The organism is Pseudomonas syringae pv. coryli str. NCPPB 4273 (assembly GCF_000972175.1).
Classification (GTDB): Bacteria; Pseudomonadota; Gammaproteobacteria; order Pseudomonadales; family Pseudomonadaceae; genus Aquipseudomonas; species Aquipseudomonas syringae.
The window spans coordinates 12,583-38,988 of the sequence record NZ_AWQP01000021.1; the positions used below are offsets into that span (position 1 = coordinate 12,583).

26 protein-coding genes and 4 pseudogenes are annotated in these 26,406 nt (G+C 55.9%); 13 read left to right on the forward strand and 17 right to left on the reverse strand.

What is annotated here, in order from left to right:
• Positions 1 to 191: 191 nt before the first annotated feature.
• On the forward strand, positions 192 to 449 hold the full coding sequence (locus tag P406_RS10600; protein ID WP_024663132.1) for a hypothetical protein: 258 nt from the start codon (positions 192 to 194) through the stop codon (positions 447 to 449).
• Between the two features lie 133 nt (positions 450 to 582).
• Here the strand turns inward: P406_RS10600 and P406_RS10605 are convergent, their stop codons facing one another.
• Positions 583 to 945 (reverse strand): hypothetical protein, encoded by a 363-nt coding sequence (locus P406_RS10605; RefSeq protein WP_046236142.1) that lies wholly within the window; start codon positions 943 to 945, stop codon positions 583 to 585.
• A gap of 60 nt (positions 946 to 1,005) precedes the next feature.
• Positions 1,006 to 1,461, reverse strand: coding sequence for a winged helix-turn-helix transcriptional regulator (locus tag P406_RS10610; protein WP_046236143.1), 456 nt, complete (start codon positions 1,459 to 1,461; stop codon positions 1,006 to 1,008).
• A 185-nt stretch (positions 1,462 to 1,646) separates the two neighbouring features.
• Here P406_RS10610 and P406_RS10615 point away from each other — a divergent pair, with 185 nt between their 5' ends.
• The 4 genes and pseudogenes from P406_RS10615 to P406_RS29785 all read left to right on the forward strand — a co-directional run bounded on the left by P406_RS10615 (position 1,647) and on the right by P406_RS29785 (position 4,888).
• The gene (locus P406_RS10615; RefSeq protein ID WP_370737598.1) at positions 1,647 to 2,888 is read left to right on the forward strand and encodes an MFS transporter; all 1,242 of its coding nucleotides are present in this window, start codon (positions 1,647 to 1,649) and stop codon (positions 2,886 to 2,888) included.
• Entirely contained in the window at positions 2,885 to 3,781 is an 897-nt protein-coding gene (locus tag P406_RS10620; protein ID WP_046236145.1) for an EamA family transporter, read from the forward strand. The genes P406_RS10615 and P406_RS10620 overlap by 4 nt, the downstream gene beginning before the upstream one ends.
• A gap of 436 nt (positions 3,782 to 4,217) precedes the next feature.
• Entirely contained in the window at positions 4,218 to 4,556 is a 339-nt protein-coding gene (locus P406_RS30495) for a DUF7693 family protein (protein ID WP_046236146.1), read from the forward strand.
• Between the two features lie 77 nt (positions 4,557 to 4,633).
• Positions 4,634 to 4,888 (forward strand): annotated as a pseudogene (locus P406_RS29785) (AbrB/MazE/SpoVT family DNA-binding domain-containing protein).
• Positions 4,889 to 5,004: 116 nt separating this feature from the next.
• Here the strand turns inward: P406_RS29785 and P406_RS10635 are convergent.
• The 9 genes and pseudogenes from P406_RS10635 to P406_RS10670 form a co-directional block, all read right to left on the reverse strand.
• Positions 5,005 to 5,706 carry a HEPN domain-containing protein gene (locus P406_RS10635; protein WP_046236147.1) on the reverse strand — a complete coding sequence of 234 codons (702 nt, stop codon included), beginning with the start codon at positions 5,704 to 5,706 and terminating at the stop codon, positions 5,005 to 5,007.
• Positions 5,707 to 6,445: 739 nt separating this feature from the next.
• Positions 6,446 to 6,529: pseudogene (locus P406_RS29790) on the reverse strand (IS66 family transposase); the annotation flags it as partial.
• 3 nt (positions 6,530 to 6,532) lie between these two features.
• Positions 6,533 to 6,616: pseudogene (gene tnpB / locus P406_RS30240) on the reverse strand (IS66 family insertion sequence element accessory protein TnpB); the annotation flags it as partial.
• A 47-nt stretch (positions 6,617 to 6,663) separates the two neighbouring features.
• Positions 6,664 to 8,064 (reverse strand): phospholipase D family protein, encoded by a 1,401-nt coding sequence (locus P406_RS10645; protein ID WP_052735673.1) that lies wholly within the window; start codon positions 8,062 to 8,064, stop codon positions 6,664 to 6,666.
• 245 nt (positions 8,065 to 8,309) lie between these two features.
• On the reverse strand, positions 8,310 to 8,813 hold the full coding sequence (locus tag P406_RS10650; protein WP_046236149.1) for a hypothetical protein: 504 nt from the start codon (positions 8,811 to 8,813) through the stop codon (positions 8,310 to 8,312).
• Complete coding sequence (locus P406_RS10655; RefSeq protein WP_046236150.1) at positions 8,806 to 9,978, reverse strand: DUF3800 domain-containing protein; 1,173 nt, start codon at positions 9,976 to 9,978, stop codon at positions 8,806 to 8,808. The genes P406_RS10650 and P406_RS10655 overlap by 8 nt, the downstream gene beginning before the upstream one ends.
• A gap of 60 nt (positions 9,979 to 10,038) precedes the next feature.
• Positions 10,039 to 10,407 (reverse strand): hypothetical protein, encoded by a 369-nt coding sequence (locus P406_RS10660; RefSeq protein ID WP_046236151.1) that lies wholly within the window; start codon positions 10,405 to 10,407, stop codon positions 10,039 to 10,041.
• A gap of 313 nt (positions 10,408 to 10,720) precedes the next feature.
• Positions 10,721 to 13,258, reverse strand: a complete 2,538-nt coding sequence (gene hrpB, locus P406_RS10665) for an ATP-dependent helicase HrpB (RefSeq protein WP_046236152.1) — start codon at positions 13,256 to 13,258, stop codon at positions 10,721 to 10,723.
• 99 nt (positions 13,259 to 13,357) lie between these two features.
• Positions 13,358 to 13,942 (reverse strand): hypothetical protein, encoded by a 585-nt coding sequence (locus P406_RS10670; protein ID WP_235810300.1) that lies wholly within the window; start codon positions 13,940 to 13,942, stop codon positions 13,358 to 13,360.
• Between the two features lie 106 nt (positions 13,943 to 14,048).
• Between P406_RS10670 and P406_RS10675 the strand changes: the two are divergent.
• A pseudogene (locus P406_RS10675) lies at positions 14,049 to 14,273 on the forward strand (cupin domain-containing protein); the annotation flags it as partial.
• Positions 14,274 to 14,517: 244 nt separating this feature from the next.
• Complete coding sequence (locus P406_RS10680) at positions 14,518 to 14,886, forward strand: hypothetical protein (protein ID WP_046236154.1); 369 nt, start codon at positions 14,518 to 14,520, stop codon at positions 14,884 to 14,886.
• 581 nt (positions 14,887 to 15,467) lie between these two features.
• Here P406_RS10680 and P406_RS10685 read toward each other — a convergent pair.
• Positions 15,468 to 16,646, reverse strand: a complete 1,179-nt coding sequence (locus tag P406_RS10685; protein ID WP_046236155.1) for an MFS transporter — start codon at positions 16,644 to 16,646, stop codon at positions 15,468 to 15,470.
• A 192-nt stretch (positions 16,647 to 16,838) separates the two neighbouring features.
• On the opposite strand from P406_RS10685, the gene P406_RS10690 reads away from it, so the two are divergent.
• Positions 16,839 to 18,179: an aminotransferase-like domain-containing protein gene (locus tag P406_RS10690; RefSeq protein ID WP_046236156.1), complete on the forward strand. Its 1,341-nt coding sequence runs from the start codon at positions 16,839 to 16,841 to the stop codon at positions 18,177 to 18,179.
• 92 nt (positions 18,180 to 18,271) lie between these two features.
• Here the strand turns inward: P406_RS10690 and P406_RS10695 are convergent, their stop codons facing one another.
• Together P406_RS10695 and P406_RS10700 are read right to left on the reverse strand one after the other, a co-directional pair.
• On the reverse strand, positions 18,272 to 19,285 hold the full coding sequence (locus P406_RS10695; RefSeq protein ID WP_046236157.1) for a J domain-containing protein: 1,014 nt from the start codon (positions 19,283 to 19,285) through the stop codon (positions 18,272 to 18,274).
• Between the two features lie 122 nt (positions 19,286 to 19,407).
• Positions 19,408 to 19,791: a RidA family protein gene (locus tag P406_RS10700; RefSeq protein WP_003340858.1), complete on the reverse strand. Its 384-nt coding sequence runs from the start codon at positions 19,789 to 19,791 to the stop codon at positions 19,408 to 19,410.
• 167 nt (positions 19,792 to 19,958) lie between these two features.
• Between P406_RS10700 and P406_RS10705 the strand changes: the two genes are divergently transcribed.
• Together P406_RS10705 and P406_RS10710 are read left to right on the forward strand one after the other, a co-directional pair.
• Complete coding sequence (locus P406_RS10705) at positions 19,959 to 20,654, forward strand: tRNA (adenine(22)-N(1))-methyltransferase (RefSeq protein ID WP_280136211.1); 696 nt, start codon at positions 19,959 to 19,961, stop codon at positions 20,652 to 20,654.
• A 330-nt stretch (positions 20,655 to 20,984) separates the two neighbouring features.
• Positions 20,985 to 21,524, forward strand: a complete 540-nt coding sequence (locus P406_RS10710; protein WP_046236159.1) for a DsbA family protein — start codon at positions 20,985 to 20,987, stop codon at positions 21,522 to 21,524.
• A 9-nt stretch (positions 21,525 to 21,533) separates the two neighbouring features.
• Here P406_RS10710 and P406_RS10715 read toward each other — a convergent pair whose 3' ends face one another.
• Complete coding sequence (locus P406_RS10715; protein ID WP_046236160.1) at positions 21,534 to 22,505, reverse strand: alpha/beta hydrolase; 972 nt, start codon at positions 22,503 to 22,505, stop codon at positions 21,534 to 21,536.
• Between the two features lie 75 nt (positions 22,506 to 22,580).
• Positions 22,581 to 23,507 carry a Gfo/Idh/MocA family protein gene (locus P406_RS10720; RefSeq protein WP_046236161.1) on the reverse strand — a complete coding sequence of 309 codons (927 nt, stop codon included), beginning with the start codon at positions 23,505 to 23,507 and terminating at the stop codon, positions 22,581 to 22,583.
• 275 nt (positions 23,508 to 23,782) lie between these two features.
• On the opposite strand from P406_RS10720, the gene pmcY reads away from it, so the two are divergent.
• Both pmcY and P406_RS10730 read left to right on the forward strand, forming a co-directional pair.
• The gene (gene pmcY, locus P406_RS10725) at positions 23,783 to 24,202 is read left to right on the forward strand and encodes a periplasmic Zn2+ metallochaperone PmcY (protein WP_003340868.1); all 420 of its coding nucleotides are present in this window, start codon (positions 23,783 to 23,785) and stop codon (positions 24,200 to 24,202) included.
• Between the two features lie 25 nt (positions 24,203 to 24,227).
• Positions 24,228 to 25,121 (forward strand): cation diffusion facilitator family transporter, encoded by an 894-nt coding sequence (locus P406_RS10730; protein WP_046236162.1) that lies wholly within the window; start codon positions 24,228 to 24,230, stop codon positions 25,119 to 25,121.
• A 6-nt stretch (positions 25,122 to 25,127) separates the two neighbouring features.
• Here the strand turns inward: P406_RS10730 and P406_RS30010 are convergent, their stop codons facing one another.
• The gene (locus tag P406_RS30010) at positions 25,128 to 25,847 is read right to left on the reverse strand and encodes a DUF6515 family protein (protein WP_046236189.1); all 720 of its coding nucleotides are present in this window, start codon (positions 25,845 to 25,847) and stop codon (positions 25,128 to 25,130) included.
• Between P406_RS30010 and P406_RS30015 the strand changes: the two genes are divergently transcribed.
• Positions 25,791 to 26,339, forward strand: coding sequence for a hypothetical protein (locus tag P406_RS30015; RefSeq protein WP_167338280.1), 549 nt, complete (start codon positions 25,791 to 25,793; stop codon positions 26,337 to 26,339). The two genes, P406_RS30010 and P406_RS30015, sit on opposite strands and share 57 nt — an antisense overlap.
• Positions 26,340 to 26,406 lie beyond the last annotated feature (67 nt).

Below are 26,406 nucleotides of genomic sequence, written 5' to 3' on the forward strand. Positions count from 1 at the left end.
AATACCGGAGCCAAGCGAAAATGGCAGCCCTATAGCCGTCGATAAGCTGGCGAGTCACCGAGCATCTGAATGTCGTCCTTCAGCGGCCAACAGGGTCAAAACAGTTTGAACCGTTTCTCAGCGCGCTCGCCTAATGATTAGCCCATGGATACTTCCATGGACGACGTGCCAATACCGGCATACACCAAAGGGTGATCAACATGGCTAAAGACGACAAGAAAAGTAAAGGCGAAGCCTCGAAAGCCAGCAAGGACTTGAAAGACAAGAAGGCATCACCTGCCAAGAAATCTGAAGCGGCCTCGACGCTTTCCAAGTCTTCCGAAAAGAAAGACAAGAAAAAAGACGCCGAGCCAAAGAAAGCGGCCAAAAAAGCTGATAGCAAGCCAGAAAAGGCCAAGAAATCAGACAAGGTTGAAAAGGCTGAAAAGCCGGCTAAAAAGAAAAAGTGACATCTGCTGCCTGCCAGGGCGTTGCGCCCTGGCGTTCTCTGGGTATCTGAATATCCAACATTTGATCAAGTGTTCCAGACCGGGTACGTTGAATAGCAAGCATTCGATGCTAAAGCACCGACCAGATTGGCATTCAGGCCTTCACATCACTCACCATCGTATCGAGGGCCTCCTCGAACTTCGATAAATCTACTTCTAGCCCAGCTCCGTAAACAGCTATGCCGCGCGCGCAGTCGATAGCGACGGTTATTCCGGTCCCGGTGAGCCCTCCGGGGTATTTACGTAGTTTCAGCTCGACTCTTGTTGCATCCAGCCAGATTGCTCGATCGGCTGTCCAGAGGCTGCTTTTAAACGTAAAGACACAACTGTTTTGCTGTGTATCGATGATGACGGGCGGAAAAACCCAGTGTGAATTGCCCGCTTCCCACGGTGTTGCCTCGACCCGATAGCGGCCGTCAGGTGACAAGGCGAGGGTTTCGATGTCTTCGACGTACATAGAACCAACCTCATGACGCGGCATGCTCACTTGAGCAATTGACAAATAAACATGAAGCTTTTAGGACTCACGCTTGATCCGAAGCCGATGACAGTCTGCTGAAGTCAACGCCTTACCGGTTTTCGAGCGAACCATGAGAGTTTCGACAGGCTGCGACGATTCGTTATCCAGCAGTACCGAATGAGTATCGCCCTTGCTGAACAGAAAGCGTTCGCCCCACTGGCGCATGCTTACTACAACAGGAAATACGGCGCGCCCCATCTCGGTAAGCACGTACTCTTTGTAAGCACTGCCATCCGACGCTGGCTGCACATCAAACACTCCTAGCTCAACCAGCAGCTTGAGCCTTGCAGCAAGTATGTTCTTGGCCAGCCCAAGGTTTTTCTGAAACTCGCTGAAACGGCGAACGTCGTCAAAGGCCTCTCGGAGGATCATCAATACCCAGCGATCTCCAATTGCCTCAAGCGCGCGGGCCACAGGGCATTCGCTTTGTGCCATCAATTTCTGTCTGGCCATGTATCTCCGACGTCAGGCGCCAACCAAATAGTGTGCAGAAGACATTCTGTCGGGTGGATGCAAAACCCACAACGGTAGTTGCAAATTAAAACCAGTGCTGCTAAAAATCAACATCTGGTTTTAATTAGAAACCACATCAGGGACGAATTATGACACTGAATACTCGATCTTCCTTGAAGGCAGGCATGGAAACTGATCGTGAATCCGGCAATACGGCAGCATTGCTTTCGCACACACCGCGCACTATCAGCAGACGCCTGATGTTCTTGTTTGCCACCACCTGCGCCTTGTCCGTTGCCAACGTCTATTTCGCTCAACCACTGCTGGATTCAATGTCAGCCAGCCTTTCGGTAGGTACAGGAGTCATTGGCATAGTCGTCACTGCGACACAGATCGGATACGCCCTGGGCTTGCTGTTCGTGGTGCCGCTGGGCGATATGTTGAACCGCAGGACACTAATCCTGACGCAGATGCTGATCTCAGCCGTGGCTTTGTGCGCGGTGGGCCTGTCGCAGAATTGGGGCATGCTGCTCGGCGCAATGATGCTGGTCGGGCTGACGGCCGTTGTGGTTCAAGTGGTCGTGGCCTACACCGCATCGCTGACGAGCCCCGAACAACGTGGTCAGGCCGTAGGAACGGTGACAAGCGGCGTTATTCTGGGCATCTTGCTAGCGCGCTTCGTTTCCGGCGCAATGGCTGATCTGGCGGGCTGGCGAGGTGTCTACTTCGTTTCGGCTGCCTTGATGGTCGGCATGTCACTGCTACTGTATCGCGCCATGCCGACGTCTCAAGCGTCGCAAGAAAAAGGTAACTACTGGCAGCTTCTGGGCTCTGTTTTCACGCTTTACAGAACCGAACGCACATTACGTGTCAGAGGCACCTTTGCCCTGCTTATATTCGCGGCATTCAGCGTGCTGTGGACCGCCATGGTTCTTCCGCTCAGCGCAGCGCCTCACTCGCTCTCACACACGCAGATCGGCCTGTTCGGCCTGGCCGGGATAGCTGGTGCACTTGCGGCAATGCAAGCGGGACGTCTCGCAGATAAAGGGCTAGGTAACCGCACAACAGGCATTGCGCTGGCACTGCTGACCTTGTCGTGGCTGCCAAGCGCATTTATTGACAGCTCATTGCTGGCGTTGGCCGTCGGAGTAATTCTGCTGGATTTTGCCGTGCAAGCAGTGCATGTGACCAACCAGAGCCTGATCTTCGCTGCAAAGCCCGATGCGCAAAGCCGGCTGCTAGGCGCCTATATGTGTTTCTACTCGTTGGGCAGCGGCGTCGGCGCCCTGGCGGCCACTTACACTTATGCGAATTCTGGCTGGGTCGCTGTATGTCTACTGGGTGCAGCCATCAGCGGTATTGCGCTGCTGTACTGGGCGTACCTGCAAATTCCCTCCGTGATTCATGACAAGGCAAATCATCAATGAAACCACTGCACATAGCGCTGGCTGTGCTGGTCATGGCCATCTGGGGAATCAACTTCTCAGTGATCAAACTGGGGCTGACAAACGTCGATCCACTCATTCTGGCAGGGCTGCGCTTTAGTCTTTGCGCCCTGCCAGCGATCTTTTTCGTCCGTAGACCCAATGTGCCTTGGCGATATCTCATCGGTTATGGGCTGGTCTTCGGCATCGGGCTCTGGGGAATAGTCAATCTGGGCATCAAAGCCGGGCTTTCGGCCGGGATCGCCTCGCTGGTACTACAGTTCAGCGCGTTCTTCAGCATCCTCCTAGGCAGTTGGGTATTCAGGGAAGCACTGAACCGGTTCCAGATATTGGGCATGCTCATTGCGCTCAGCGGTCTGCTCAGCGTCATATTGATCAGCGACGGCTCGGTCAGCCTTCTCGGCATGCTACTGGTGCTGGTGGGAGCGTTGTCCATGAGTGTGGCCAACATCATTAACAAAAAAGCCAATACCAGGGATGTCTTTGCTTTTCTGGTGTGGTCCAGCGCCTTCTCGCCTATCCCCCTGTTCGCCCTTGATTACGCCATTAACGGCAGCGTCGGCTACATCATGTTTGCGAACCATATCGGCACCACCGCAGTACTGTCGATTCTGTTTCAGGTCTATCCCAACACCCTGTTCGCCTACTGGATTTGGAACTCGTTGCTCAAGACCTATCCCATTTCAACTGTGGCTCCGCTGTCGCTGTTGGTGCCTATCTTCGGGATGCTGGGCTCGGTCGTGATATTTAACGAGCATATGTCGACGGGCAAGGTACTGGCGGTGCTTTTGATTGTGGCGGGACTGGGCGTTGGGTTATATGGAAGGCGGATTTTTGATGGGTTGATTGGGCGGGACGGCAGAGTTTTGAGGTGACAGGTTGAGCCGGTTATCCAGGTAGGGGCGGGAGCTTGAACGGGCAGATAGCCTCCTGCGATTTTCCTGCTCGCGCTTCGGCGGGCGGTTTGAAAAGGCATGTCCTCAAACTATCGCTATTGCCCTTATGCCTGATGCGTCATAAGGCAGCTTGAGCGAGACGCTGGTTTTGCTTCATGCTCTTCCCTGCTAGAAGGCTTGCCACATCTCAACGCCAGGAAATGGCATGCAGGCCTGTATGAAAATCGACCGAAATCACTTAAGCAAGCGGTAGAGTCGATAGGGTTGGTTTGGCAGAGTACCTATCACCGTGGAATAGTCGATGCGATAAACATGGCTTCCATCGTGAAAGAAATACTTAGCTAATTGATGAGCCGGGCCCATTGTCCCGAAGGATCGACCTCCCGTTGACGCCACTTCATACCGCAGCTTAGCGATGACGCGAGCTCAGACTGATTTGAACACAACCTTCCTTCTCACTACCCTCGAGGATTGCCAAGTGCTAACGGACGCCGCGCTGGGCAAACGCATCATGATGCGAAGCACCATTCAGTCATTGAATGAGAGCTACCACGGCCTAATGCCAATCGAGATTGAGGGCTGGCGACTCAACCTCTTAAATGATTGTGACACCCTGGACTACTGCGAGTATTGCAGGTCGCCTGATGGCAGAGTATGGACACTTGAGCTCTGGCTGCGCGACGGAGTTGATCCTGTCGAGCTAATGAGTTCAAGGGAGCGTGAACGGCTCGAGCAGTTGCTCGCCGCGCTCTAAGCCTGCACGCAAAGCGCGTTGCCATTGCCGGCCTTAAGCTATGGAGAACACAAGTGAGAAAGCCACCGATATAAATCATGATCGAAGAATGGGATGGTGACGGTGCAATCCGAACTCCCGATGAGGCGCTACAGGACTTGGAGCTAGACGTCGGCGACGCGGTGTATTTGATACAAGAATTTGTCGATAATATGCGCTGCCTTGTCCTATAAAAAAGCTTCAAATCGCGGATCGCGATGGACGAACTGACGGAAGCATGGGATAGCGGACAGCTTCCGAACTCCAACATTAAGGGAGATGTTGTTCGCGCATTTTTTATGCGAACGCAATAGCCCTTAACGTTGGTATGTAACGCGCCAACAAAAACCTTACGCCAGACCGTTCAAAGCCTAGGTTGTTCAGGAATGCATACAATACGGAGCAGCCGTCTCAAGCGGCGCGTTATGAATCACAACAAGCCTGCCGGGTCATCAACTTCTATTCCCATGGAAGTCGCAGCCCTAGCCAAACTCACCAACATTTCTCGAACGACGTCGAAGCTATTTGCTATTTCTTCTCGCCCCAGACCTATCATTTTTGCTTCATGCACAATGCTGTTACGTTTCTTTTGCAACTCAGAAACTCTATCCTGAAGATCTTTAGGGATAGAAAAACCTGAAACATTATTTATCCTTTTGCAGACCTTCGATATATCACCATTACTGGCCTTAGATGCTAGCTCCCTTGCCATCTGACTGAGTATTTCCTCCTTATCCTCTTCAATAAACAAGTTCAGCGAGACTGTGGGATCACCCTTATCACGCACAATATAATCAATCATCAACTTAGGTTTTTTAAGGAACACCACGCAAAAAAAACTTATTACATTGTCCTCCAAATAGGTATAGGCAGTTACCAACATCATGTTCCCATAATGTATCCGTGCATCAACTATCTCTTCACGATAGTTATTTTCCACCCTAGACCTAAAATTTTCATCTAGAGAGGTAACTGATCGACTGACTAACTGACCGGTTTCGTCCACTGACTTGAACTGCCATTTCTCGAAGTGGGTCTTCAATGCACCTTCATCTTCAAGCAGATCCCAAAGTGTTTCAAACCTAGCGGGACTGAAGATCAGAGGCCCTAGTGCCTTTCCAAGGTCAAACATAAATTCTCCTTTTCATATGGGTCAAATCAAGATAAAAAAGCCAGCAAAACGGAGCATCTCCGTTGAGCCAAGCTCCCTAGTATCGCTCGATAAACCGCTTAAGCAAGCACAATTCGAACTCAACACCAAGACATTGGACGACAATAGCTAATGCAGCTCAACGGGCCAGAGCGAAACCATGGGTAACTACAGATTAGAATATTCTAAACCTGATATGAATCAGGCACTTCCGTATGAGAACGTGGGCTGCAGCGGAATTCGAGTTGCCTTTCAACCTAGGTGCGAATAATGTCAGCGTAAATGAATGTCCCAAACTCGACCCTCCATGACTGATTTCTCCGTTAATCTTGGCGAATGCAGACCCGCTTGTAACGAAGACAGCTTTCCTGGCCGGCATGGTCGCACCTGAAACCGCAGCCTGCTTGAGCAGACTGTTGATGGACTCTGACGCCCATTATTCAAAGATCATCGACGGGTGCGATACCTTAGCCCCATTGCGCTTGGAGGGTGCCGTGTTGATGTCCGCCAGTATTCAGGAGGGTGACGCAACTGCACGCATCGCAGACCAAGTCAGTAACGGTCTCGACTTCGATTTCTCCAACTACTTTCATCGCTAACCCCTACGATAGCCTATGACCTTTCGGCGACAGATAAATGCGGTAGCTAAGGGGATACGATAGGAGGTTGGGATGAAGTCGTAAACCACCACCGCCGTTTCGCAAAACTGGCTGGTGGCTTAGACCCAAACATAAGAACAGTGGGTTTTCTTCGAGCCTGGAGCAAGCATATGTACCCGCGTTTCGTCGGCGTGGATAACCTGCTGCCTAGCGCCTGGCCAATGAAATTTACCTTGGCTCAAGCGATGTGCAGCCAGCCAGACGCCAATTTCATCGTGCACCAGCACTTTCATGCATTGAAAATGCGTTGAACTTGGAATCAAGTAGAACTTACAGCTGCCTAGAGTTCCATTAAGTGGTCGATCAAGTCGCGCAGTGCCGACTCTGATTCGACAGTGACTTTGTAGGCGGCGTTGTGAATTCCACCAGAGAACACACGACCCAACGAGGTAGACTTGTTAGCGCCTGCGATGTTTTTTAGGTCGCTAAGCCCCGGCAAATCTGGAGGCTGTCTGTCCAACCGTATATATAATCCGCCCTTCGTATTTGGGTCAAAAGCGAACTCCGTACCTTTTTGGGACTTTAGTTTGTAACACCAAAACTTGTCCTTGTTATCTCGCGCTCTCAGCTCAACCTGCGCTGACAGAGACGCCAGCACTTGAACCGCTTCCTTGCCGGAAATTCGACGTATCCCTGGGGGTGCTTCCCCTGCATCCTGTAAGATTTTAGCAACTTCAGCGAGATGGATGACCCGCACAGAGTCATCCCCATTTCCGGCTTTCCATACCTTCTCAATACATGGCTTTAAAACTACCCCCATAAGCTCCTGTGCCTGATTTCCGAATGGCAGATCAAGGAGTGTTTCGACGGGGTTGGCGATATCGAGGGTGCCGAGCGCAGAGTCGTCATACTGCACCTCAGCTCGCTGGCCTAAAAGCCTGCATGCCCCGAAAACTCGAACTCCATTTCTAAGGCCCCAACGGATATCTACATATTCGGCACGAATATCCGAGGGAAAGTCGGGCCAGTTTTCGTAGCCCCATAGCTTAATGCTTGTCTGAACGACGTGTAGCGGGGCAATGGATTGAGCTTGAATCGTCTTGAGTGTCGCTTGAGCCGCTGGAGAGAGATTCTGCCGGTAAAGCAGAGCGTACGCATTTGCACGACGCAGGCTAGAAGCCGTGAAGTCTGTAAAAGAAAAAAACTCTGGGGTAATGACAGTAGCAGGCGTCGGAGGCTGGCGGTTCCGCTCCCAAGCAATCTGAGCTGCCTGAATGTCGGTGTCCTCAATTGCCCTCGCATGGGCTGATGACCAGAGCGAGTCAAACCAAGCTTGCATTTTATCCAGTTCAGAACGCTCTCGAATGTGCACTCCAGCCTCAAGCCAATGCGCAGAATCCTCGTCCTCCAGACCGAGTCCATTTGCGGAAATATTAGCAGAGCCTATAACCGCCTGCGTCTTGCCTATAACAACCTTTGCATGCAAAACATCACACTGTCGAATTTGAACCTGTAAACCTACCTCCCGCGAGAGCGCTAGAAAACTCTCGATGACACGCGGATTGGTGCCGCCAGTTTTAAGGTTGCAAATAATCCGGATCGGCTTTTTTGTCATAGGATGGATTAGCTTCTGGGCGCCACCACCCCAAAATGCGACTGCCACGTCAAGCGACTTTTCTTCCGCTACGAGGCGCGTCAGAGTTTTCCTGTAGCCGTTTGGAGGGATGAATGATGAGGTCACGAGCGATCCTTGCGATGGTTAAACTGTTAGAGTTCGAATCATAACCTGATGCGCAGCGCTCGGATTGCCCATACAGCGCCGGAAGTGCAGTGAATAATATCCTGTGCACGCCGCTCAGCCCTTTAGTCGAATTATGCCGGTAGCGTTCGCTCGTAGGCGACTGCCTAGTCATTAGGGAGTAGCTGGCGACACGGTACCACCAGCGCTAGACTCTAGGACGACAGTTGATTCTCTGACTCACAGGGCTAATGGCGGGCCCAGCGCACCCTAGCTATCGACATAAATTGCCTAATAGCCAACGCACCCCGTTCATTTCTGGCTTTGGAACCTGACAAAGTCAGAGCTGCCTCAACCTTGACACGACTCGCTTCGTACATTGCAAATGCGTTGAATTCGGAATCGAGTAGCACCAACAACACAGTATCGAATGGCTGTCGAAGATCGATCGCCCCCATACGACCGGTAATCTTTAGCGGGTTCAGGATACAGCGGCCCTTGATCTGGATTCTCGCGACGCCATCTTCCAGCGTCTCAGTAGCGTCGTAACCTGCCTGCCTTGCAGGATGGAGTATTAGACCAAGTCTTATAGCCGCTTCATACTCTGCAACCTCGCCGGTCACTCCCAACGGCTTGCCGGTCAGGCGATAGAATCTGCGCGCGAGCACCTTAGCCTCTTTCAAAATCTCTAAAATTTCATCTTGGATCAATGACGCCTCCTGAGGTTGGGCGCCATGACTGAGTTCAGTCATCTGCAAAAACCTCAAGCGCAGCGAGCAGCTTGGCTAGCTCAGTAAGGTTGGCCGCAGTGACGATGTCATATTCTCCTCGACTGCTCAGTCGATACACCTCGCGGGCCTTTTTAACTCGCTCGAGAAGAGGAACGACGATACCTGATGCCCGCTCTAGGAAGTCATTAATGTCCGCACGTGTTTGGGGAATTTTATAACCCTTGACGGCGCTAGAGATAATTACCCCCGCATCGCGGAGTTTAGCAACGCCACTGGAGCGAATTCTCTGGTCGTTGACCTCTCCGAAACCACTGTCTTTGAGGTGGGCAATGATCTCCGCAGTTGGCACATAGTCTTTGGTAACGAATTCGCTCTGAAATCTCAAGAATCGTAAGATGCTTAGCTGTAGGTGCTCACTCTCATCACGATGCTCCTCGACGCGCTCGCTAAAATGGTCTGCTTGGCGGAGAGCTTCCTGGCGTACTTGGTAGTCAGCATATCCAGACTCATTCGTAGGCGGCGGCAGAAGAGACTGGTACCTGGATGGCCACTCCAGCATGCCCAGAGTCAGGCTGCGCAGGATCTTTTTGTAAGCAAGAACTGCTTCTTCCGATGCTTTCCCTTCGTAGATATGAGCCACTGAGCCAGCAAAAAAATCTGCAACCTGAACCAAAACGTTGTCTTTACTGGATACCGTCTGGAAGGCATCTTGATCGCCAAACAGATCGTCGACGAATCGTTCCACAACATAGCTTCTGAGGCTCTCCTGAAACTCCTGTCCTCCGTGCTCATCTACCATCATCCGAAGGTCAGAGTACGCACGGAATAGACGCCCATAAAGCAACCCACTCACGTATTTAATGAACGAGGTCTTGATACGAAGACCACCATCTTTGTGGATTCGACCTTTATCAACGACGGTGAAATAGAGCTTGAATGGCAGCTCGGCTAGCTCGGTGAGGATCCGGGCACGGCGATCTGCATCCTTGAGTTTCAGGTTGCTGGATTTGATCTCGCCTGTTTGAAAGTGACGCTTTCGGAGTTCCTCAGCTTGGAAATAGGCAGTCTCCAAGTCTTTCTCTGCCACCAGAATGGCGCACACGATGAAAAAATCCGAGCTCCCGCCCTTTGACGTATCGAGGCCGGAATTTCCGGATTCATCCACGAAGGCATACGTTCTGTCCATGGCCGTGCTCCATAAAAAACTGATTGGGCGCGGTAGGTCGCCCAGTGCAGGGTTGCAGCCTCAGTTCGTTGCAGTAGTTGTGCCTGGCGCAGGGCCTTCGCTGAACGTGTAGTTGATAACCACGTCATTGCGGATCAAAACGTCGAGAGTTTTCTGAGTGCCCGTAGTCGTCACCTTCATGGTGACCACGTAGCTCTGGGCATGGGCTGAGCCGTTGGTGTAGGTGTATATCCACTTCTCGTCAGTCTCGCTGACTGCGCTCTTGGCGTAAGGCTCACCAAACAGCGACTTCAACTCAGTAGTCGTGGTTTTGCCTTTGATGATGCTCGCTACACTGGACGACCGAAAGTCTCGGCCCGCGGTGTAGTGCGATGTAGCGCAACCGCCAAGAGTGACACACATACCCATGACTGCGATGAGCTTTTTCATATCCATCCTTGATCGTAGAAAGCTCCAAATCTAGCTGGCATCGAAGCTAAAAGCCATCACCAAGGTGATCCGCTAATTTCGCGCATCGGCAGACAACCCATTGCACATGATTGCTCAACACATGGCGAGAAGGAGACTGCAGCGAGTTCGTCATAAAGATCGCTCTTCCACAGCTTTTGGGCGGTAGCGATGCACGACCGACCCTTGAAGCAAGATCAGTCCTGCTCAATTTGCCCAAGAGAATCTGCTTACTGTGATTCCTAGACTTCTGGTAATTACCCCCAGCCGTCCAAAAGACTGAGGATAACCGCACTCAGGGCTTCCTAGGCTTGGCTCTAGCGGTCGGCTCTGCCACTAAAGGGTTATCAGGCCAAAAGTGCTTTGGGTATCTACCCTTGAGATCTTTCTTCACTTCCGCATAGGTACTCCGCCAGAAGTTGGCAAGATCTTGTGTGACCTGTACAGGTCTCCGGGCCGGCGACAACAAATGCAGTGTCAGCGGTTGTTTCCCGTGAGCAATCCGAGGCGTTTCGGCCAGCCCGAATAACTCCTGTAGCCGTACAGCAAGGATTGGCGGGTGCTCTGAATAGTCGATACGAATATTCGAGCCAGAGGGCACTTGCAGAGTCTGGGGTGCCTGCACCTCCAACTGTTGCGGCAATGGCCATGGCAGGAGGTTGCGCAGGATGGAGGACAGGTCGAGCTGGCTGAAATGGCTGAGCCGGGTGACTTTGCCCAGGTAGGGCATCAGCCAGTTTTCGAGTGTCGCCAGCAGTTGTGCGTCACTCAGATCAGGCCACTCGCTCGCTGAGCTTTTCTCGATATCCAGGCCGCGCAACAGTGCAACACGCGCCTGCCACTGACGCAGTTCCGTCGTCCAGGGCAGCAGTTCCAGGCCTTTGCGGCGCACCAGCGCCAGCAGCGCGTGGCTGCGGGTTGTCTCGTCGAGGCCGGTCAGTGGTTCGCGACTGATGATCAGTTCACCGACTTTGCGCTGTCGCTCGGCGCGGAATACACCTTCGCGTTCGTCCCAGTCGATCTGGTCCACGCTGATGACTTGCTCGGCCAACACCGAATCGAACAGTGCCGGATCGAACTCGGCGGCGAGGTAGATGCGTTCTTCGCGCTGGCCCTGACGACTGCCCAAATCCGCGATGACTAGCCATGGCTGTTTCATCAGCGCATCCGCCTCGGCGAACAGTGCCGCGCGGCCGTTGGCCAGTCGGTATTCGGCTCCGCCCGCTCGGCGTTGCTGTGCGACGCGATCCGGGTAGGCCAGCGCCAGCAAGGCGCCCAGCCAGCGTGAGTGGTCCGGATCGCTGACCGGGCTGCTCGCTGCGTCGCGCAGATACCCGCGATATTGCCGCGACAGTTGTCCGGCCCGTTGTACCCCGCCTTGTGCGCCGCGCGCCGCGCGTTCTGTGCCTGCCAGCAGAGTCAGGCGACTGTGCAAGTCAGCGCCAGCACCCCGCAAGATATCGCGCTCGCCCAGCAAGGCTGCGAGGTCACAGGCTTGCGGAGATAGGCCAAGGTCATGCCCACGAATGAGAAGATGGGCAATACGAGGATGAGCAGGCAACTGCGCCATTGCTTGCCCATGGGGTGTGAGGACACCGTTAGCATCCAGAGCACCCAGCCGACAGAGCAGATCACAGGCTTGAGAGAACGCTGCAGTCGGTGGGGCATCCAACCAATGGAGCTGATCAGGTGTAACACCCCAGCGAGCTAAGTTCAGAGCCAATGCCGCGAGATCGGCCTGCTGGATTTCTGGGGCGCTAAAGCTGGAGAGTTGCTCATGTTGGGCTTCTGACCACAACCGATAGCAGACTCCGGGTTCGAGCCGCCCTGCCCGGCCAGCCCGCTGAGCGGCGCTGGCCTTGGAAATTCGCTGAGTCGCGAGGCGGGTCATTGAACTGCGCGGATCGAAACGTGGCACCCGCTCCAAGCCGGCGTCAATGACGATGCGTACGCCCTCGATAGTGATGCTGGTCTCCGCGAGGTTGGTGGCCAGTACAACTTTGCGCTTTCCGGACGGCGCGGGCTCGATAGCTGTCCGCTGTTCGCTCAGCGAAAGCTCGCCGTACAGCGGACAGAGCAGGATCTGTGAAGCGTGACCAGGTGACTGCTTGCTGAGCCATTCCTCCAGATCGCGATGTACACGTCGAATTTCAGCTTGGCCTGGGAGAAACACCAGCACACTGCCCACCTGCTCTTCAAGCACATCGATGCAGGTGGAGACGACGCGAGGCTCTACATACTCTCCTGGTTGCAGGGATTTGCCCCAGACAACGTCCACAGGATACATCCTGCCTTCACTGCTCACGATCGGCGCACCGTTAAGCAGTGCGGATATCCTCTCGCCGTCCAGCGTGGCGGACATCACCAACACCTTCAGCGGCAAGTCTTCTCGGAAGAGTTCACGACCATTCAAGGCGAGCGCCAGAGCCAAGTCTGCGTCCAGGTTCCGCAAATGGAACTCGTCGAAGATAATCAGGCCGACACCATCCAACGACGGATCATCCTGCAGCCGGCGTGCAAGAATACCTTCAGTCACGACTTCGATGCGGGTCTTGGGGCCAACCCGGCTTTCGAGACGGATTCTATAGCCGACAGTTTCGCCCACCTGCTCCCCGATTTCCTTTGCCATCCTTTCTGCTGCGGCACGAGCTGCCAATCGACGGGGTTCGAGCATGACGATTGTCTGGCCGGCCAGCCATGACTGATCAAGGAGCGCAAGAGGGACGCGTGTAGTTTTACCTGCGCCTGGCGGAGCTTGGAGCACTACCTCATTGCGATCGTGAAGGGCTTTGAGAAGGGCCGGCAGGGCGGCATCGATCGGCAGCGAATTCATGGGGTCTCCGGCAGTATTACCGGATTATACAGGCTGCAGGGGCAGGCACGTCATACCGACATACCCGACGACCAGATCCGACCTTGAGCACTTGGACGCTCAAACTGGTGGTTTCCTGATCGCTTCGCGGGGTAAATGGAGGCCGGCTATCTTCGAGCGCATCTGCGGATTATCGACGATCCATTTTGATCGTTGCTCCTTTGCTCGCCATTGCTCGCGAACAGCCTTGGACACATCCGATCCCTTGCCACCGACCAAAGCAATCTGGCGGTACAGCATGCCGTCAGCCTGATAATCCTCGGGGTGGCTGACCATATCGAACTCGGCTACAAGCTTATCCTCTTCCAACTGCGCAATGACTGAGGAAATACAGTGTTCCATCTCGCTACGCTGGATGACCCGCTCACGTTTGCCGCAGAGGGTATAGATCACTTGTTGATCCCACCATGCAAGCAAACTCTCAGCAGCCTTGAGTCGTTGCTCCTTGGGGATGATGTTCAGTCTTTTAGAAACCGCCTCAGGGATTTGCCCGATGGTGACACTGTCCTGCTGAATGTGAATGCTTCGGAGCAGACTCAATCTGACCGAAGCATCAAGAGCTAGAAACGCTTCACAACCAGCGGCACGTGGCCCATGAGGAGTTTTGTCACCCGCAGACTTGGCGCTAGCACGGTCGTTGAGCACTCTGACAGCCTCCTCAACCATCGAAATGAGGAACTCCTCGCGATCAGCATTCTTGTTGCACAACGCCAGTAATGGCGAGTTGTCGGGCACCTTCCCCAACGAGACAAGATGTGACGACAACGTGTTCCTGCTGACCGAAAACCAGTCGACCTACATCCCGATTGCTTCGGTTCACCGTCTGCGCAACTCGGGCAAAATCCCGTTGGAAATCATCGAAGTTCAATCGGGTAGCTACCTGGGCGAAGACGACATCGAGCGTTTCGAAGACGTCTACGGCCGCTCCACCTCAGGCATCGAAGCCGGCGTAAAGACCCAGACCATCGCCCGTTAATACCGCTTCACCCAGTAGTACTAGCCCCCGTCAATCCTCTGCGTATTCCCCATCCGCAGAAGATTTTCGGGGGCCTTTTATTGTGCGGGGAATACCGTTTTGTTGTGGGCTATTAAAGCCTCTGCATTCATCGCGAAACTGACTAAGTACTGTCATTAGTGACAGTACTCATCGCCTCCTGAATTTCTTATCTTGGTGTTGCTGCGACAAAGCCTTTTTACCGCACTCACCTCTGGAGAAAAAAATGGATCAAAAATCGACTCGCCCCATTCCAAAGTTTGAAAATGCTGAGGAGTTCAAAATTACACGAAATCGGCCAGCAACGATCATTTTGCCCGCTTATCCACCTGATGAAGTTCTTCCAGCCTACGTAGGTATAGGAATCTACCGCACGGAGGCCACTGGAGCTCCAGCACATACGGTGGAAACCGCACCTTTCCAGCAGCCTGTTGCAGGCATAGAGACGCGATTTGAACTGACACTGGAAGAGATGAGCTATATAGCCGGGCCAAACATCAAGTCACTGATACTGGGGGAACGTTACGCGGCCCAGTCAGGAGAAGGCGGATTTCCCGCTGATATAAAGTCACCACCGTACACCGTTGTCGGTTAATCGGCCCCTGGCCCACCAAACACCTCATCTACGTGTCTGGTTGACCTGTTGGAACTGCCAAACCCAAGTGAAGGCTGCGATCCGAGTTAATGACCCATCGCATCGCAGCCTTCGCACGCGCTCGGCAGCGCTTACAGGGATTCAGCTTTCGCGGGCACGCGCGCGAACGCAGCGATACCAAAATCAGCGATTTGGTCTCCCCCTCCCCTTTCGGTACGATGCCCTCATCTGCAATCGCGAGATCGACACGATGATTTTCGGCGCCGTACTCCTGTTTACCTGACTGGTCCTGCTTCTGCGCTATCCCTCCAAAGCGTTGCCCGTTTTGCGTTGGAGCGGATGAAGGGCTTTCTTGTTTTGCTGATAGCCAGAATCGCAAGCTCTCCCCTGCCGAGGTGCCGACATCGAATCTCGTCGCCCGCCTGCATACCCCTTCGAGAGCTCTGCTATCAGGTCATCACGAGAGGTGTGACTCATACACCGCAGTCGGTGCTTTTACCGCCCCCTCGTCTGGACGGCCACGCGGGCTCCCGGAGAGATGCGGGGAGATGCGGGGAGTATACCGGGGTGGGGTTGGGGAATCAGGGTGAGTCTTTTAGTCGAACAGCCGTCGCCAGCAGCAATGCGATGCACAGCGCCATGCAAATAGCGTTGGTGCCAGCCCAACCTACCGTGCAGAGCAATAGCGAAGGAGTGAACGCGCCAATTGTTGCAAGGATTGCGATAGCCAGATCGTTTTTGCCTTGCATCTGCATGGCTCCCGAGTTGCTCTGCTGAGCGTTGGCCAACAGTGCGCCGCCTCCAACATAGGTCAGGTTCCAGCCTAACCCTAGAACGATCAGCGAAAAAACCATGACCTCGTGACTGCTCGATCCCATGTTTATGGCCGAGCAACCAATCAACATGATCAAGCCTGCACAGACGGTGGTTTTGATTCCGATTTTCTGGATGATCACCCCGGTGAAAAAAGAGGGCGCAAACATGGCTATAACATGCCACTGAATCGCAACGCGAACATCCGAGAAGTCCTGATACATATGCTTCATGTGCATCGAAGCCTGAATCATCAGCAAGTTCATGACTCCGTAACCCAAGGCTGCGACTGCCATGGCAATCATGATCGTCGGCGTGATCGAGTTACGGGGCTCATTCGCGGGCGTTCCATTTCCGCTGAGAGTTACAGGCATTACCGGATCGTCAGGCAGACAAACGGCTATCAACAACGATAACGCTGCCAGGCCAATGAACGACGCATAGCACAACGAAAACAGGGGATAGCCGCCCAAGTCTCTGAGCACCTCAGTAAGTGTGGGCCCAACGATGGCGGCAATGACCCCGCCGGCCACAACCAGCGAGATAGCCTTGGGCTTTAACGTTTGATGCAGATTATCGGTCGCCGCGAACCGGTTGAAGTTGGCAAATGCGATATACACGCCAAGCGCAGCATGGCTGAAAACCAGCAGTGGGAAATGCTGATGCTCAACGGCCCAAAAGCCGCTCAGGCCAGAGATCACCAGCGGGATAGCGCCCAGCATGAAAGCTTTTTTTCGGCCGATGCGACTCATCAATCTGGAAACGGGGTATGTCGCCAGCATCAGCAATAAGAATTGAAAGCCATACGGTACGGTCGAGAATCTGATATCGGGTGCAAGTGCCGAGCCGACAATGGCTGCCATGGTTACAGACATGACGGCAGTGGTCAGATTAATGGACTGCGCGGTGAAATACAGATAGGTGCGTCGAGGCAGCGTGTTCGTCATGGACAGTGCTCATGGTGGAAAGGAGCTGCCGTCTTTTTCACAAAAAGCTCAGACATCAATGGATGCGTCGCCTTGTTCTCAGCCTCAGCAGCAGATGCATGCTCGCATCTGTACGGCGTCCGTAGGCACACAGTCGACGAGCTTTCTGATTAACTGTTAGGCTATTTTTTCTATCAGTTTGACGAAGCCGCCATGCCCAACAACGCCCTTTATGACTCGCTTAAGCAGCGCCTTGAATCAGGCGAGTGGCTGGCTGGACAACGTATGCCGTCGATAAGGAAACTGGCCTTGACTGCCGACGCGAGTTACCACGATGCGGTCTCGGCCTATGCGCGTCTGGTGAGTGAAGGCGTGCTGTCGGCTTCTCCCGGACGCGGTTACTTTGTGAGCAGTCATGCCACCCATGTAGATAACGTGCGGGAAATAGAGTGCATGAGCGCCGACCCACTGTTCAGGCTGCTACAGGCAGGACCGCACTACACCAAGCTGGGATGTGGCTGGCTGCCACCGGCATGGCGAGATACCGAATTGCTGGCCAAGGCCATTCGGCGCACGGCGCGGCTGGAGCAAAGTTCGCTGGCCGAATATGGCGACATTTCCGGCTATCTCCCGATGCGTAAACAGCTTTGCGTTCACATGAAGCGTCTCACCCGTATCGACATCAGACCCAGTCAGATCCTCACCACTCTGGGAGCGACGCAGGGCCTGGACCTGGTTGCCCGCCTATTGATCAAGCCCGGTGACCATGTATTCGTGGACGAGCCGGGCAATGGCAACCTGATCAGGTTGATTCAGTTGGCGGGCGGTCATGTTGTGGGTATAAGGCGGACTCAGGACGGGCCGGACATCGCCGAGATGGAGAGTTATCTGGCGAAGCACACGGTCAAAGCGTTTTTCTGCAATAGCACCTTCCACAATCCGACCGGCAGCAACATCAGCCCGCACAACGCCTTCAAGGTTTTGCGTCTTGCTGTAGAGCACGAGTTCTTTGTGGTCGAAGATGATGTCTACGGCGACTTCAGCCCCACTGTCCGCCAGACGTTTGCCGAGCTGGATAATCTGGATCGTGTGATCTACGTCGGCAGTTTTTCCAAATGCCTTTCCGCTTCGCTGCGCGTGGGTTATATCGCCTGCTCACAAGAGCTCATTGAGCCGCTGACACGCTTGAAACTACTGACGTGCGTTGCCGTTCCTGCGTTCTGCGAGCGGTTCGTCAACACCATTCTGGCGGATGGTACTTATGCCCGACACATGCAGGATGTTCAGCAGAGGCTTATCAGCCAGCAGGTCCAGACTCAACGCGCCCTGCGAGCAAGAGGCTGGCAATTCGATATAGCACCGCAGGGCGGCATGTTCATCTGGGCCTATCACCCGGACATCCCTAACCTGGAGCCCTTCATAAAGGAACTTGAACAACACAAGATCCTGCTGATGCCGGGCTCGGCGTTCTCGGTGTCGCGCGACTACCAGCGTTTTGCGCGAATAAACTGCACGCATTTTTCCGAGGCAATAGAAGAACGTTTTTCAGTGTAATCAACGAAGAGCAGCGTTTAGTTATCGGGGCTACTTGCGCGTGGAGCCCACTGCTCAGAAACACTGCCGCCAGCACGCCTCACGCCGAAAAGTCAGGTCTTGAACTCGTCACCGTTCTCATCAATAAGGCCATTGTCGTATTTCTTGCGCAATTCTGGATCGGACAAAATCCTGAACGCATTTGAAATCACTTTGAAACGCTCAGTCGCCTCAGCCTCGTTACCGACGTTCTTATCAGGATGATTCTTCAGCGAGGCCTTCTTGTAAGCCTTTTTGACTGCGGAGAGGTCCGCCGTCATGTCCGAGAGGCCCAAGTGCTCGTACAACTGCTTGACGGGTGGCTTGGCGGGGGCGGAATCGTCCACCTTCGCGGATGCGCCAGCAGCGGGTGTTTTGTGGGGTCGCTCTGTTGACGGCCGCTGAGCGCCTGAATTGGACTGGGCTTTCGGCGGTGGTGGCGGCGCGCTGTTGGCCTGGGGGCGAGCGCTTGGAGGCGTTTGCGGGCGCGCTTGCTGTTGAGTGCTTTCAGATCTCCAGGAGGGTCCCGGTGTGGGTCGTCGCACGCGATCGGTGTTCTGCTGACGAATCTCGTTGATCACCTGGTCAGCGATGTCGTTCATCAGTTTGTTCAGCTTCAAGTTGCTGGAGAAGAATGCGTAGTTCGCCTCACTGCTGTGCTTGCCATGCTCAGATTCGGGCCTGGCCATCGCGTCGGCCAGCGTCTTGCCCAGAGAGAACAACATCTTGCCCTGGCTGTCGCTGACGCCCAAAAAGCTCATCACGTTGCGCATCGACTTATCGCGCTCCCAGACAACGCTGGCCACGTCGAAGGCAGCTCGCGCCAGATTGAATCGGCCTCCCCCTTCGTGCGTCTCGACATGGGTCACCGGTTCCTTGCCGAGCAATGCGTCCAGAATCACCTCGAGGCCTTTCTGCTGGCGCTCGTTGAGCCGGCCTTTCTGCTCCAGCAATGAACTGTTGACCTGCAACGCCACTTTGCCAGCGATATGGCTGACGACGTTCATCGCGCGGTCTATCGTTGGCTTTGTCGAATCGCTGAGCGCCACACGCGCCAACGAAGATGCAAGGTTGGTGAGGTTGATCATCTGCTTCTCCGGAAACTCATACCGCCTTGGTGGCAAGCAACGAGATCCGGTTCCACAGGATGTGCAACTCTGCACAGGTGCAAAGCGCTGACGCGAGCATCAGTCAGGTATGCGCCTAACGGTCAGCCCGCCTTGGCCGCCATCGCCGTCACTTCAACCCGCATGCCCTCAACCGCCAACGCCGCCACGCCCACCGCTGCGCGCACGGGCCACGGTTTTTTGAAGAAGCGTTTGTACACTTCGTTGAAGGCAGCGCGATCGGCCATGTCGGTCAGGTAGATGGTCAGGTGCATGACCCGGTCCATCGAGCTGCCGGCGCGTTCGAGGGCGTCTTTCAGGGCTCGCAGGGTGCATTCACTCTGCTCGGTGATGCCGCCCAGTTCCAGGCTGCCGTCGGGATGGGTGGGGATTTGGGTGCTGACCAGCACGCCGTTGAAGTCGGCGACGTCAGAGGAGATGGACTCCGGGTCTGGATCGGGGGTGAAGGTGATGTCTGCGTTTGCCATGGGATCTCTGCTTTGCAAAGGATGGAAAACGCCAAGCCTACGCGAGCGACAGGTGGGGGTCGAGCCGTGGGCTTTGTCGCGGAAAGTTGAAATGCGCCGCGTTGCTCTACAGAATCGCGCCCGGACCCGGCCACGCTGTCGGGCGTTTGGGGTGAAAGGGGTTGCCGTTGAACGAACAGAGATTGTCCATGCGCCTTGAGCGTGTGGCGACGCACGTACCTGCCGGTGCACGGCTGGCTGATATTGGCTCGGATCACGGCTATCTGCCGGTGGCGCTGCTGAACCGGGGTGTCATCGCGGCAGCGGTGGCTGGCGAGGTGGCGTTGACGCCGTTCTGCGCAGCCGAGCGTACCGTGCGCGAGAACGATCTGGAGGATCAGGTCAGCGTGCGCCTGGCCGATGGTCTGGCGGCGATCGAAGCGGAAGACGCGATCACCGCGATCAGCCTCTGCGGCATGGGCGGCGAGACGATTCGCGACATCCTTGAAGCGGGCCAGGCGCGCCTGAGCGGTCAGGAGCGCTTGATCCTGCAACCCAACGGCGGCGAGCAACCATTGCGCGTCTGGCTGATGAAGCATGACTACCGCATCGTCAGCGAAGAGGTGCTGCGGGAAAACCGTTTCGACTACGAAATCATCGTCGCCGAGCGCACAGGCCCCGTGGAGTACACGGCTGAAGAGTTGTATTTCGGCCCGCTGCAGATGCAGGCGCGCAGCCCGGCGTTTCTGCTCAAGTGGCAACGTCTTCTGGGCAAGAAACACAAGACGCTGCACAACTTCGAACGCGCGCAGCAAGCCGTGAACGAAGAGAAGCGGCAGGACGTTGCGCAACAGGTCCGCTGGATTACCGCGTTGCTGGCCTGAAAATCGAACTCATGCCCGAACCGGCTCTCAAACCCGCATGATCCGCAGTTCAGGCTGTAATGCTGCCTGCATCTGGTACAGCCTGAATCAGGCGTCAACGCTGCAATGGGTGACGCGGAGCGTCACGAACTGCATTCCCACGCGGAGCGTGAGGAACGAGAGGTGTCCGGGAGATACTTTTCGTGGAGCGCGGCGCAGCGTAAATCAGCCCGGCGCGCCTTGTTTATCGTGCCAGTGCTCTGCGTGAGGAACGATAGGCGTCCGGGAGATACTTTTCGTGCCTATGCCCGGCGCGCCTTCTGTACAACCATCGACGGGAGTAAAACGACCATGCATTCAGACGCACTTTCCTGGGGCCACGGGCCTCGTCTGTTCGAAGTCTTCCTTGAGCCGACCTGCCCCTTTTCGGTGAAGGCCTTCTTCAAGCTCGATGAGCTGCTGGCTCAGGCCGGAGAAGACAGGGTCACGGTCAAAATCCGCCTGCAATCGCAGCCCTGGCACATGTTTTCGGGCGTCATCGTGCGCTGCATTCTGGCGGCTGCGACCCTTGAAGGCGGCAAGCAAAGCGCCAAGGCGGTCATGACGGCGGTTGCGTCGCACCGTGAGGAATTCGAGTTCGAACACCACGCCACCGGCCCGAACATGGATGCGACGCCCAACGACATCATCGCGCGCATCGAGCGTTACAGCGGCCTGGCGCTGGCGGAGGCTTTCGCCAATCCCAAGCTTGAGCAGGCCGTGAAATGGCATGCCAAATACGCTCGCCAGAACGGCATACACGTCTCGCCGACCTTCATGATCGGCGGTCTTGTGCAGCCGGGCTTGAGCAGTGGCGACCCGGTATCGAAGTGGGTCGCGGAAATAGGTTGAGCGACGAGCTCAACCCAGCGCATCGATCCGCTCATTGATCCACTCGCGGCTGCGCGCCAGCGCCTTGAGCGCCAACGTGGTCGGGAAGTGGATGAAGCCGTGCGGCGACTCGGGCATGAGGTGCATTTCGACCTCTGCCGAGTCGGCCCAGCGCTCGGCCATTTGCAGTGTGTCATCCAGCAACGGGTCGATCTCTCCGACGAACATCAGTGCGGGCGGAAGGCCGGTCAGATCGCCATACAGTGGTGACAATGGCGGTTCACGGCGTTTATCGTCGCTTCGATCAGGGGTGAGCGCGCGCATGGCGCCGACCATGCCCGGACCGTCCAGCACCAGCGTCTCCGGCCCCGCGGTGCGCACGCTCTTGGTCCCCGTCAGGTCGTAGACGCCGTAGTACAGCACCGTACCCACTATCCGTTCGAGCAGATCAGGTCGGCTTTTCAATTTCAGAAGCGTGGCTGCGGCAAGATGCCCGCCAGCGGATTCGCCGACCACGATAACCGGCAGGCCGGCAAACTCCTCGCAGTCTTTGCCCAACAGCCAGCAGGCGGCGGAAAAACAGTCCTCCATCAGGCCCTCGATGGGGGTTGTCACAGCAAGTCGATAATCAACCGAAACAATGGCCACGTCGCAGGCGTTAACCATGCCGACGTTGAGATCATCGTTCATCTGGGCGTTGCCGATCACCCATCCGCCGCCGTGGATATCGAACACCACGCCCCGGGGTTTGCCTTTGGGGCGGATGATGCGCACGGGCACCGGTACGTTACCCGAGCTGACCGTTCTTTTCTCGATGCGAAGGTCATGCCCTCCCGGTTTCAGGGCACTGCCGATCTGCGCCGCACGCAACAGCGCCTGAATCAGCCGTGGCGTGACGCAATTGCGAATCTGGAAACGCGGCATCCGCGCGAGGGTTTTATTAAACCGTCGTACTTCTACCAACTCCTGCTCACTGGAAGGCCAAGGCTGTTTTGTGTCCAATTTCTGCTCTCTTGTCAGGCTGACGTATGCAGGGGCGCGCAACGCTGTTTGCCCCCACCTGTACCTGAGAGGCTCTCAGTCGTAGAACGGTTCAACGGATGCCCGACTGCCCACGAAAAAACTGTCCGCGACCAGCCGCAACGGTTGCAGGTCCAGGTCACTGGCTGTATCGCCGATTAGCTGCTGGAAGTGGCGATACACCGCGGCGTACTCGCCCTCTTCCGAAACAGCCTGACGCACGCCGTCGATACTCAACACTGCACCGCCGTTGTCCAGGCGCAACGTGCCTTCGGCGCAGCGAATCTCGATGCTCCAGAGTTCGTCGTGACCATGGTCGAAATCGAACTCGGCGCGGATATCGAGATGGCGCGTGTCGGACATTTTGATGGACGCAGCGATAGGCGACTGGCAATTGCTCGGCACGCGCAGTTCGGCAGACTCGACGAACAATGGCAGTGGCAGCAGGTGCGTCACGATCGACAGGGCATTGATGCCCGGATCGAACACGCCCAGGCCACCGGGCTGCCAGATCCACGCCTGACCGGGGTGCCATTTGCGCACGTCTTCTTTCCAGTCGATCTGCACGCTCTGCAGGGTGCGGGTGGACAACCACTCACGCGCCGCTTCGATACCCTGCGCGTAACGCGAATGCCAGGCGAACAGACCGCTGACGCCCTGCTCTTGCACCTGGGCCACCAACGCCATCGCCTCACCCAGGGTCGCGCACGGCGGCTTCTCGACCAGCACGTGTTTGCCGGCCGCCAACGCCTCTTGCACCAGGGCAAAGCGACCTTGCGGGGGCGTACAGAACGCAATGGCGTCAACCTGCAGCCCGCTCGCAAGCAGTTCGCCCAGGGATTTGAAATTCTCTACCCCGGCGCACGGCTGGCCTTGCGTAGCCACGGCCACCAGCTCAAACGCGGGATTGGCGTGGATCGCAGGGACGTGTTGATCCTGCGCAATCTTGCCGTAGCCCACCAGACCGAGACGAATCGGTTGCATACATGACTCCTGAGTTTTTGTAATTATCGTGCGGCACAGTAAACCAGATGTTAATCGTGGTCGGTAAGGGGCATCGACGCGGGAGCTGTGTTCCTGGCCGATCTCACATTCGATAATCTTCAGCGGCCGCTCAGGGCCCTGCGATTCTGCAGTTCAGAATGCTCCGCATCCCATTTGGTTTAACTTCACGAGCGCAGAACCACGCCATCACTCAATAGTCTTAGCCTTGCAGTCATTGCCTTGTATAGTTGCCCTCTTCATCTCAGGAGCTTTCCATGCGCATTCCTTCTCGCTTGATCGGTGGCGTTCTGGTCGCCACGTTGCTGACTCAGATTTCGGCCTGCGGCAGCATTTTCTATCCTGATCGTCGTGGTCAGATCGATGGCAAGGTTGACCCGGCCATTGCGGCGCTGGATGCTTTCGCGCTGCTGTTCTATATCGTTCCGGGCGTGATTGCGTTTGCGGTGGACTTCGCCACCGGCGCGATCTATTACGGGCCCGGCGAGCATGCGCAGATCGATCCGCAAAAGCTGCAAAAGGCGCTCAAGGCTGATGGCAGCGTCGACAACACCAAGCTGCAGGCCATCATTGAAACCGAGCTAGGCCGTTCTCTGCCGTTGAACGATCCACGCCTGATCCAGCACAAAGGCAGTGTGGAACAACTGGCAGCGCTGGGCCTGGTCCCGGCCGCCTGATATCGATCCCGTTCAAGGAAGCGTCATGAGCACCACTGCCGAACATTCCCGACTGCTGCGGCTCGCGACGCGGGCCTCGCTGGCGGTTGCCACGACGCTGATCCTGGCCAAGGGCGTTGCCTGGTGGCTGAGCGGCTCGGTGAGCCTGCTGGCCGGTCTCACCGACTCGCTGCTGGATGGCGCCGCTTCGTTCCTCAACCTGCTGGCGGTGCATTACGCATTGCGCCCTGCCGATGACGATCATCGCTACGGACACGGCAAGGCGGAAGCGCTGTCGGGCATGGCGCAGGCGTTGTTCATCACCGTCAGTGGTGTGCTGATTGCCGTTCAGGCCGTCGAGCGCATCCAGAACCCGGAACCGCTGGGCGCGCCGCTGCTGGGCATGGTGGTGATGGTGGTTTCCATCGCGCTGACGATCGCACTGCTCACTCTGCAATACCGGGTGATCAAGGCGACCGGCTCGGCAGCGATCCGCGCTGATTCGCTGCACTACCGTTCAGACCTGCTGCTTAACGCCAGCATTCTGGTGGCGCTGACGCTGGCGTATTTCGGCTGGCAGCAGTTGGATGCGTATTTTGGTCTGGGCATCGCGGTTTATATCTTGTGGAGCGCCTTTCAAATCGCCCGCGAAACGATATCGGTGCTGATGGATGCGGAATTGCCCGCCGATGTCAGTACTCAAATGCTGGCACTGGCGTGCGAAGTGCCGGGCGTGCTCGGGGCGCATGATCTGCGTACACGAATCTCCGGCAATCACTGGTTTGTGCAGTTGCACCTGGAGCTACCGGGTAGCCTGACGCTATCGGTCGCCCATGCAATTTGTGATCAGGTGGCTGACGCCATTCACAAGCAATTCCCGAAGGCCGAGGTGTTGGTACACGCCGACCCTCAGGAAGTCGTCAAGCAGGCCGGTGCCTGACCGCCATCAGTTGACGCTGTAACCTCGCCCCGCCAGGCACGCGCCCATCGAGCGACGATACAGATCGACCACGTCAGGCGGCGGCTGGCCGGTGACATTGGCCGGGTCGAAACCGCTTTGCTCCGCAGCCCAGCGGTAGCACTGGTATTTATCCAGCTCGACCTGCTGCGGGCTCTGCCCGTTGGCAGGGTAGGCCACCGGATCGTAGCCATTGCCCTGTTGTTCGGCCGGCGGAGCCTGATACACGGCTTCGTTCTGCGGCGGATTGACCACCACATAGTCCTGACTGTCCGGCTGGTAGGCGTAATAGGTCCCGGCAGCCAGAAACAGCAGGCTGCTGCCGATCCATACTTCCTGAGAGTAGGACGGTAGTCTGCTGACACGCACGCCGTAGGGCGGTGTCACCACGACATAACGCGGGCCTTGCGGGCGATACCAGTAGCCACCCGAGTAGTAATAGTCCTGACCACGATAGGGAATACGCGAGTAGCCACCCGGTACGCGATCTATCGCATGGCCAGGCCGATATTGCGGACCTGGCCCCCAGCCATTGCCGTGCCCGTCGGGACGCCCTTCCCAACGGTCATTGGGGCGACCGTTGCCGGCCTGCCAGTTGCGGTTGTTACCGCGTGGAATGTCCTGGTAATAGCCCTGACGCGGCGGCTGGGTTTGCCACGCCTCTTTCGGGCCGCTCTGGATCGGCAGGTTGTCCTGGGCTTGGCGCAACTGCTGACGCTGCTGGTTTTGCTGCTGCTGAATCTGGCGCTGCTGATCACGCTGTTGCTGCTCGATCTGCTGTTGCTGCTGGCGCTCGACGTTGCGCTGCTGCAGCTGCTGTTGCTGGATCTGCTGCTGTTGCTGACGTTCGACCTGACGCTGCTGATTCTGCTGTTCCTGAATCTGGCGTTGCTGATTGTTCTGCTGTTGGTTGATCTGCTGTTGCTGCTGACGCTCGACCTGGCGCTGCTGGTTTTGCTGTTGTTGGATCTGCCGCTGCTGATTGTTCTGCTCTTGAGCACGCTGCTGTTGCTGCTGACGCTGCTGCGCGTTTTCACCGGGGCTGCCGTAAAGCGGATTGCGCGGTGGTTCATCACGTTCGTCGGCCAGCGCCTGAGCACTGATGCTCAGACACAACAGACTTACACCCGCAAACTGCCAGATGCCAGATTTCATGCTTTCCTCACTAGAGCGCGGGTTGACGTTATTAAGACTGTTTAAGCGTAGCGCCGTTCTGCGCACTTTATCAGCAGACAAAGAAAAGGGGACCAAATGGCCCCCTTGAGAT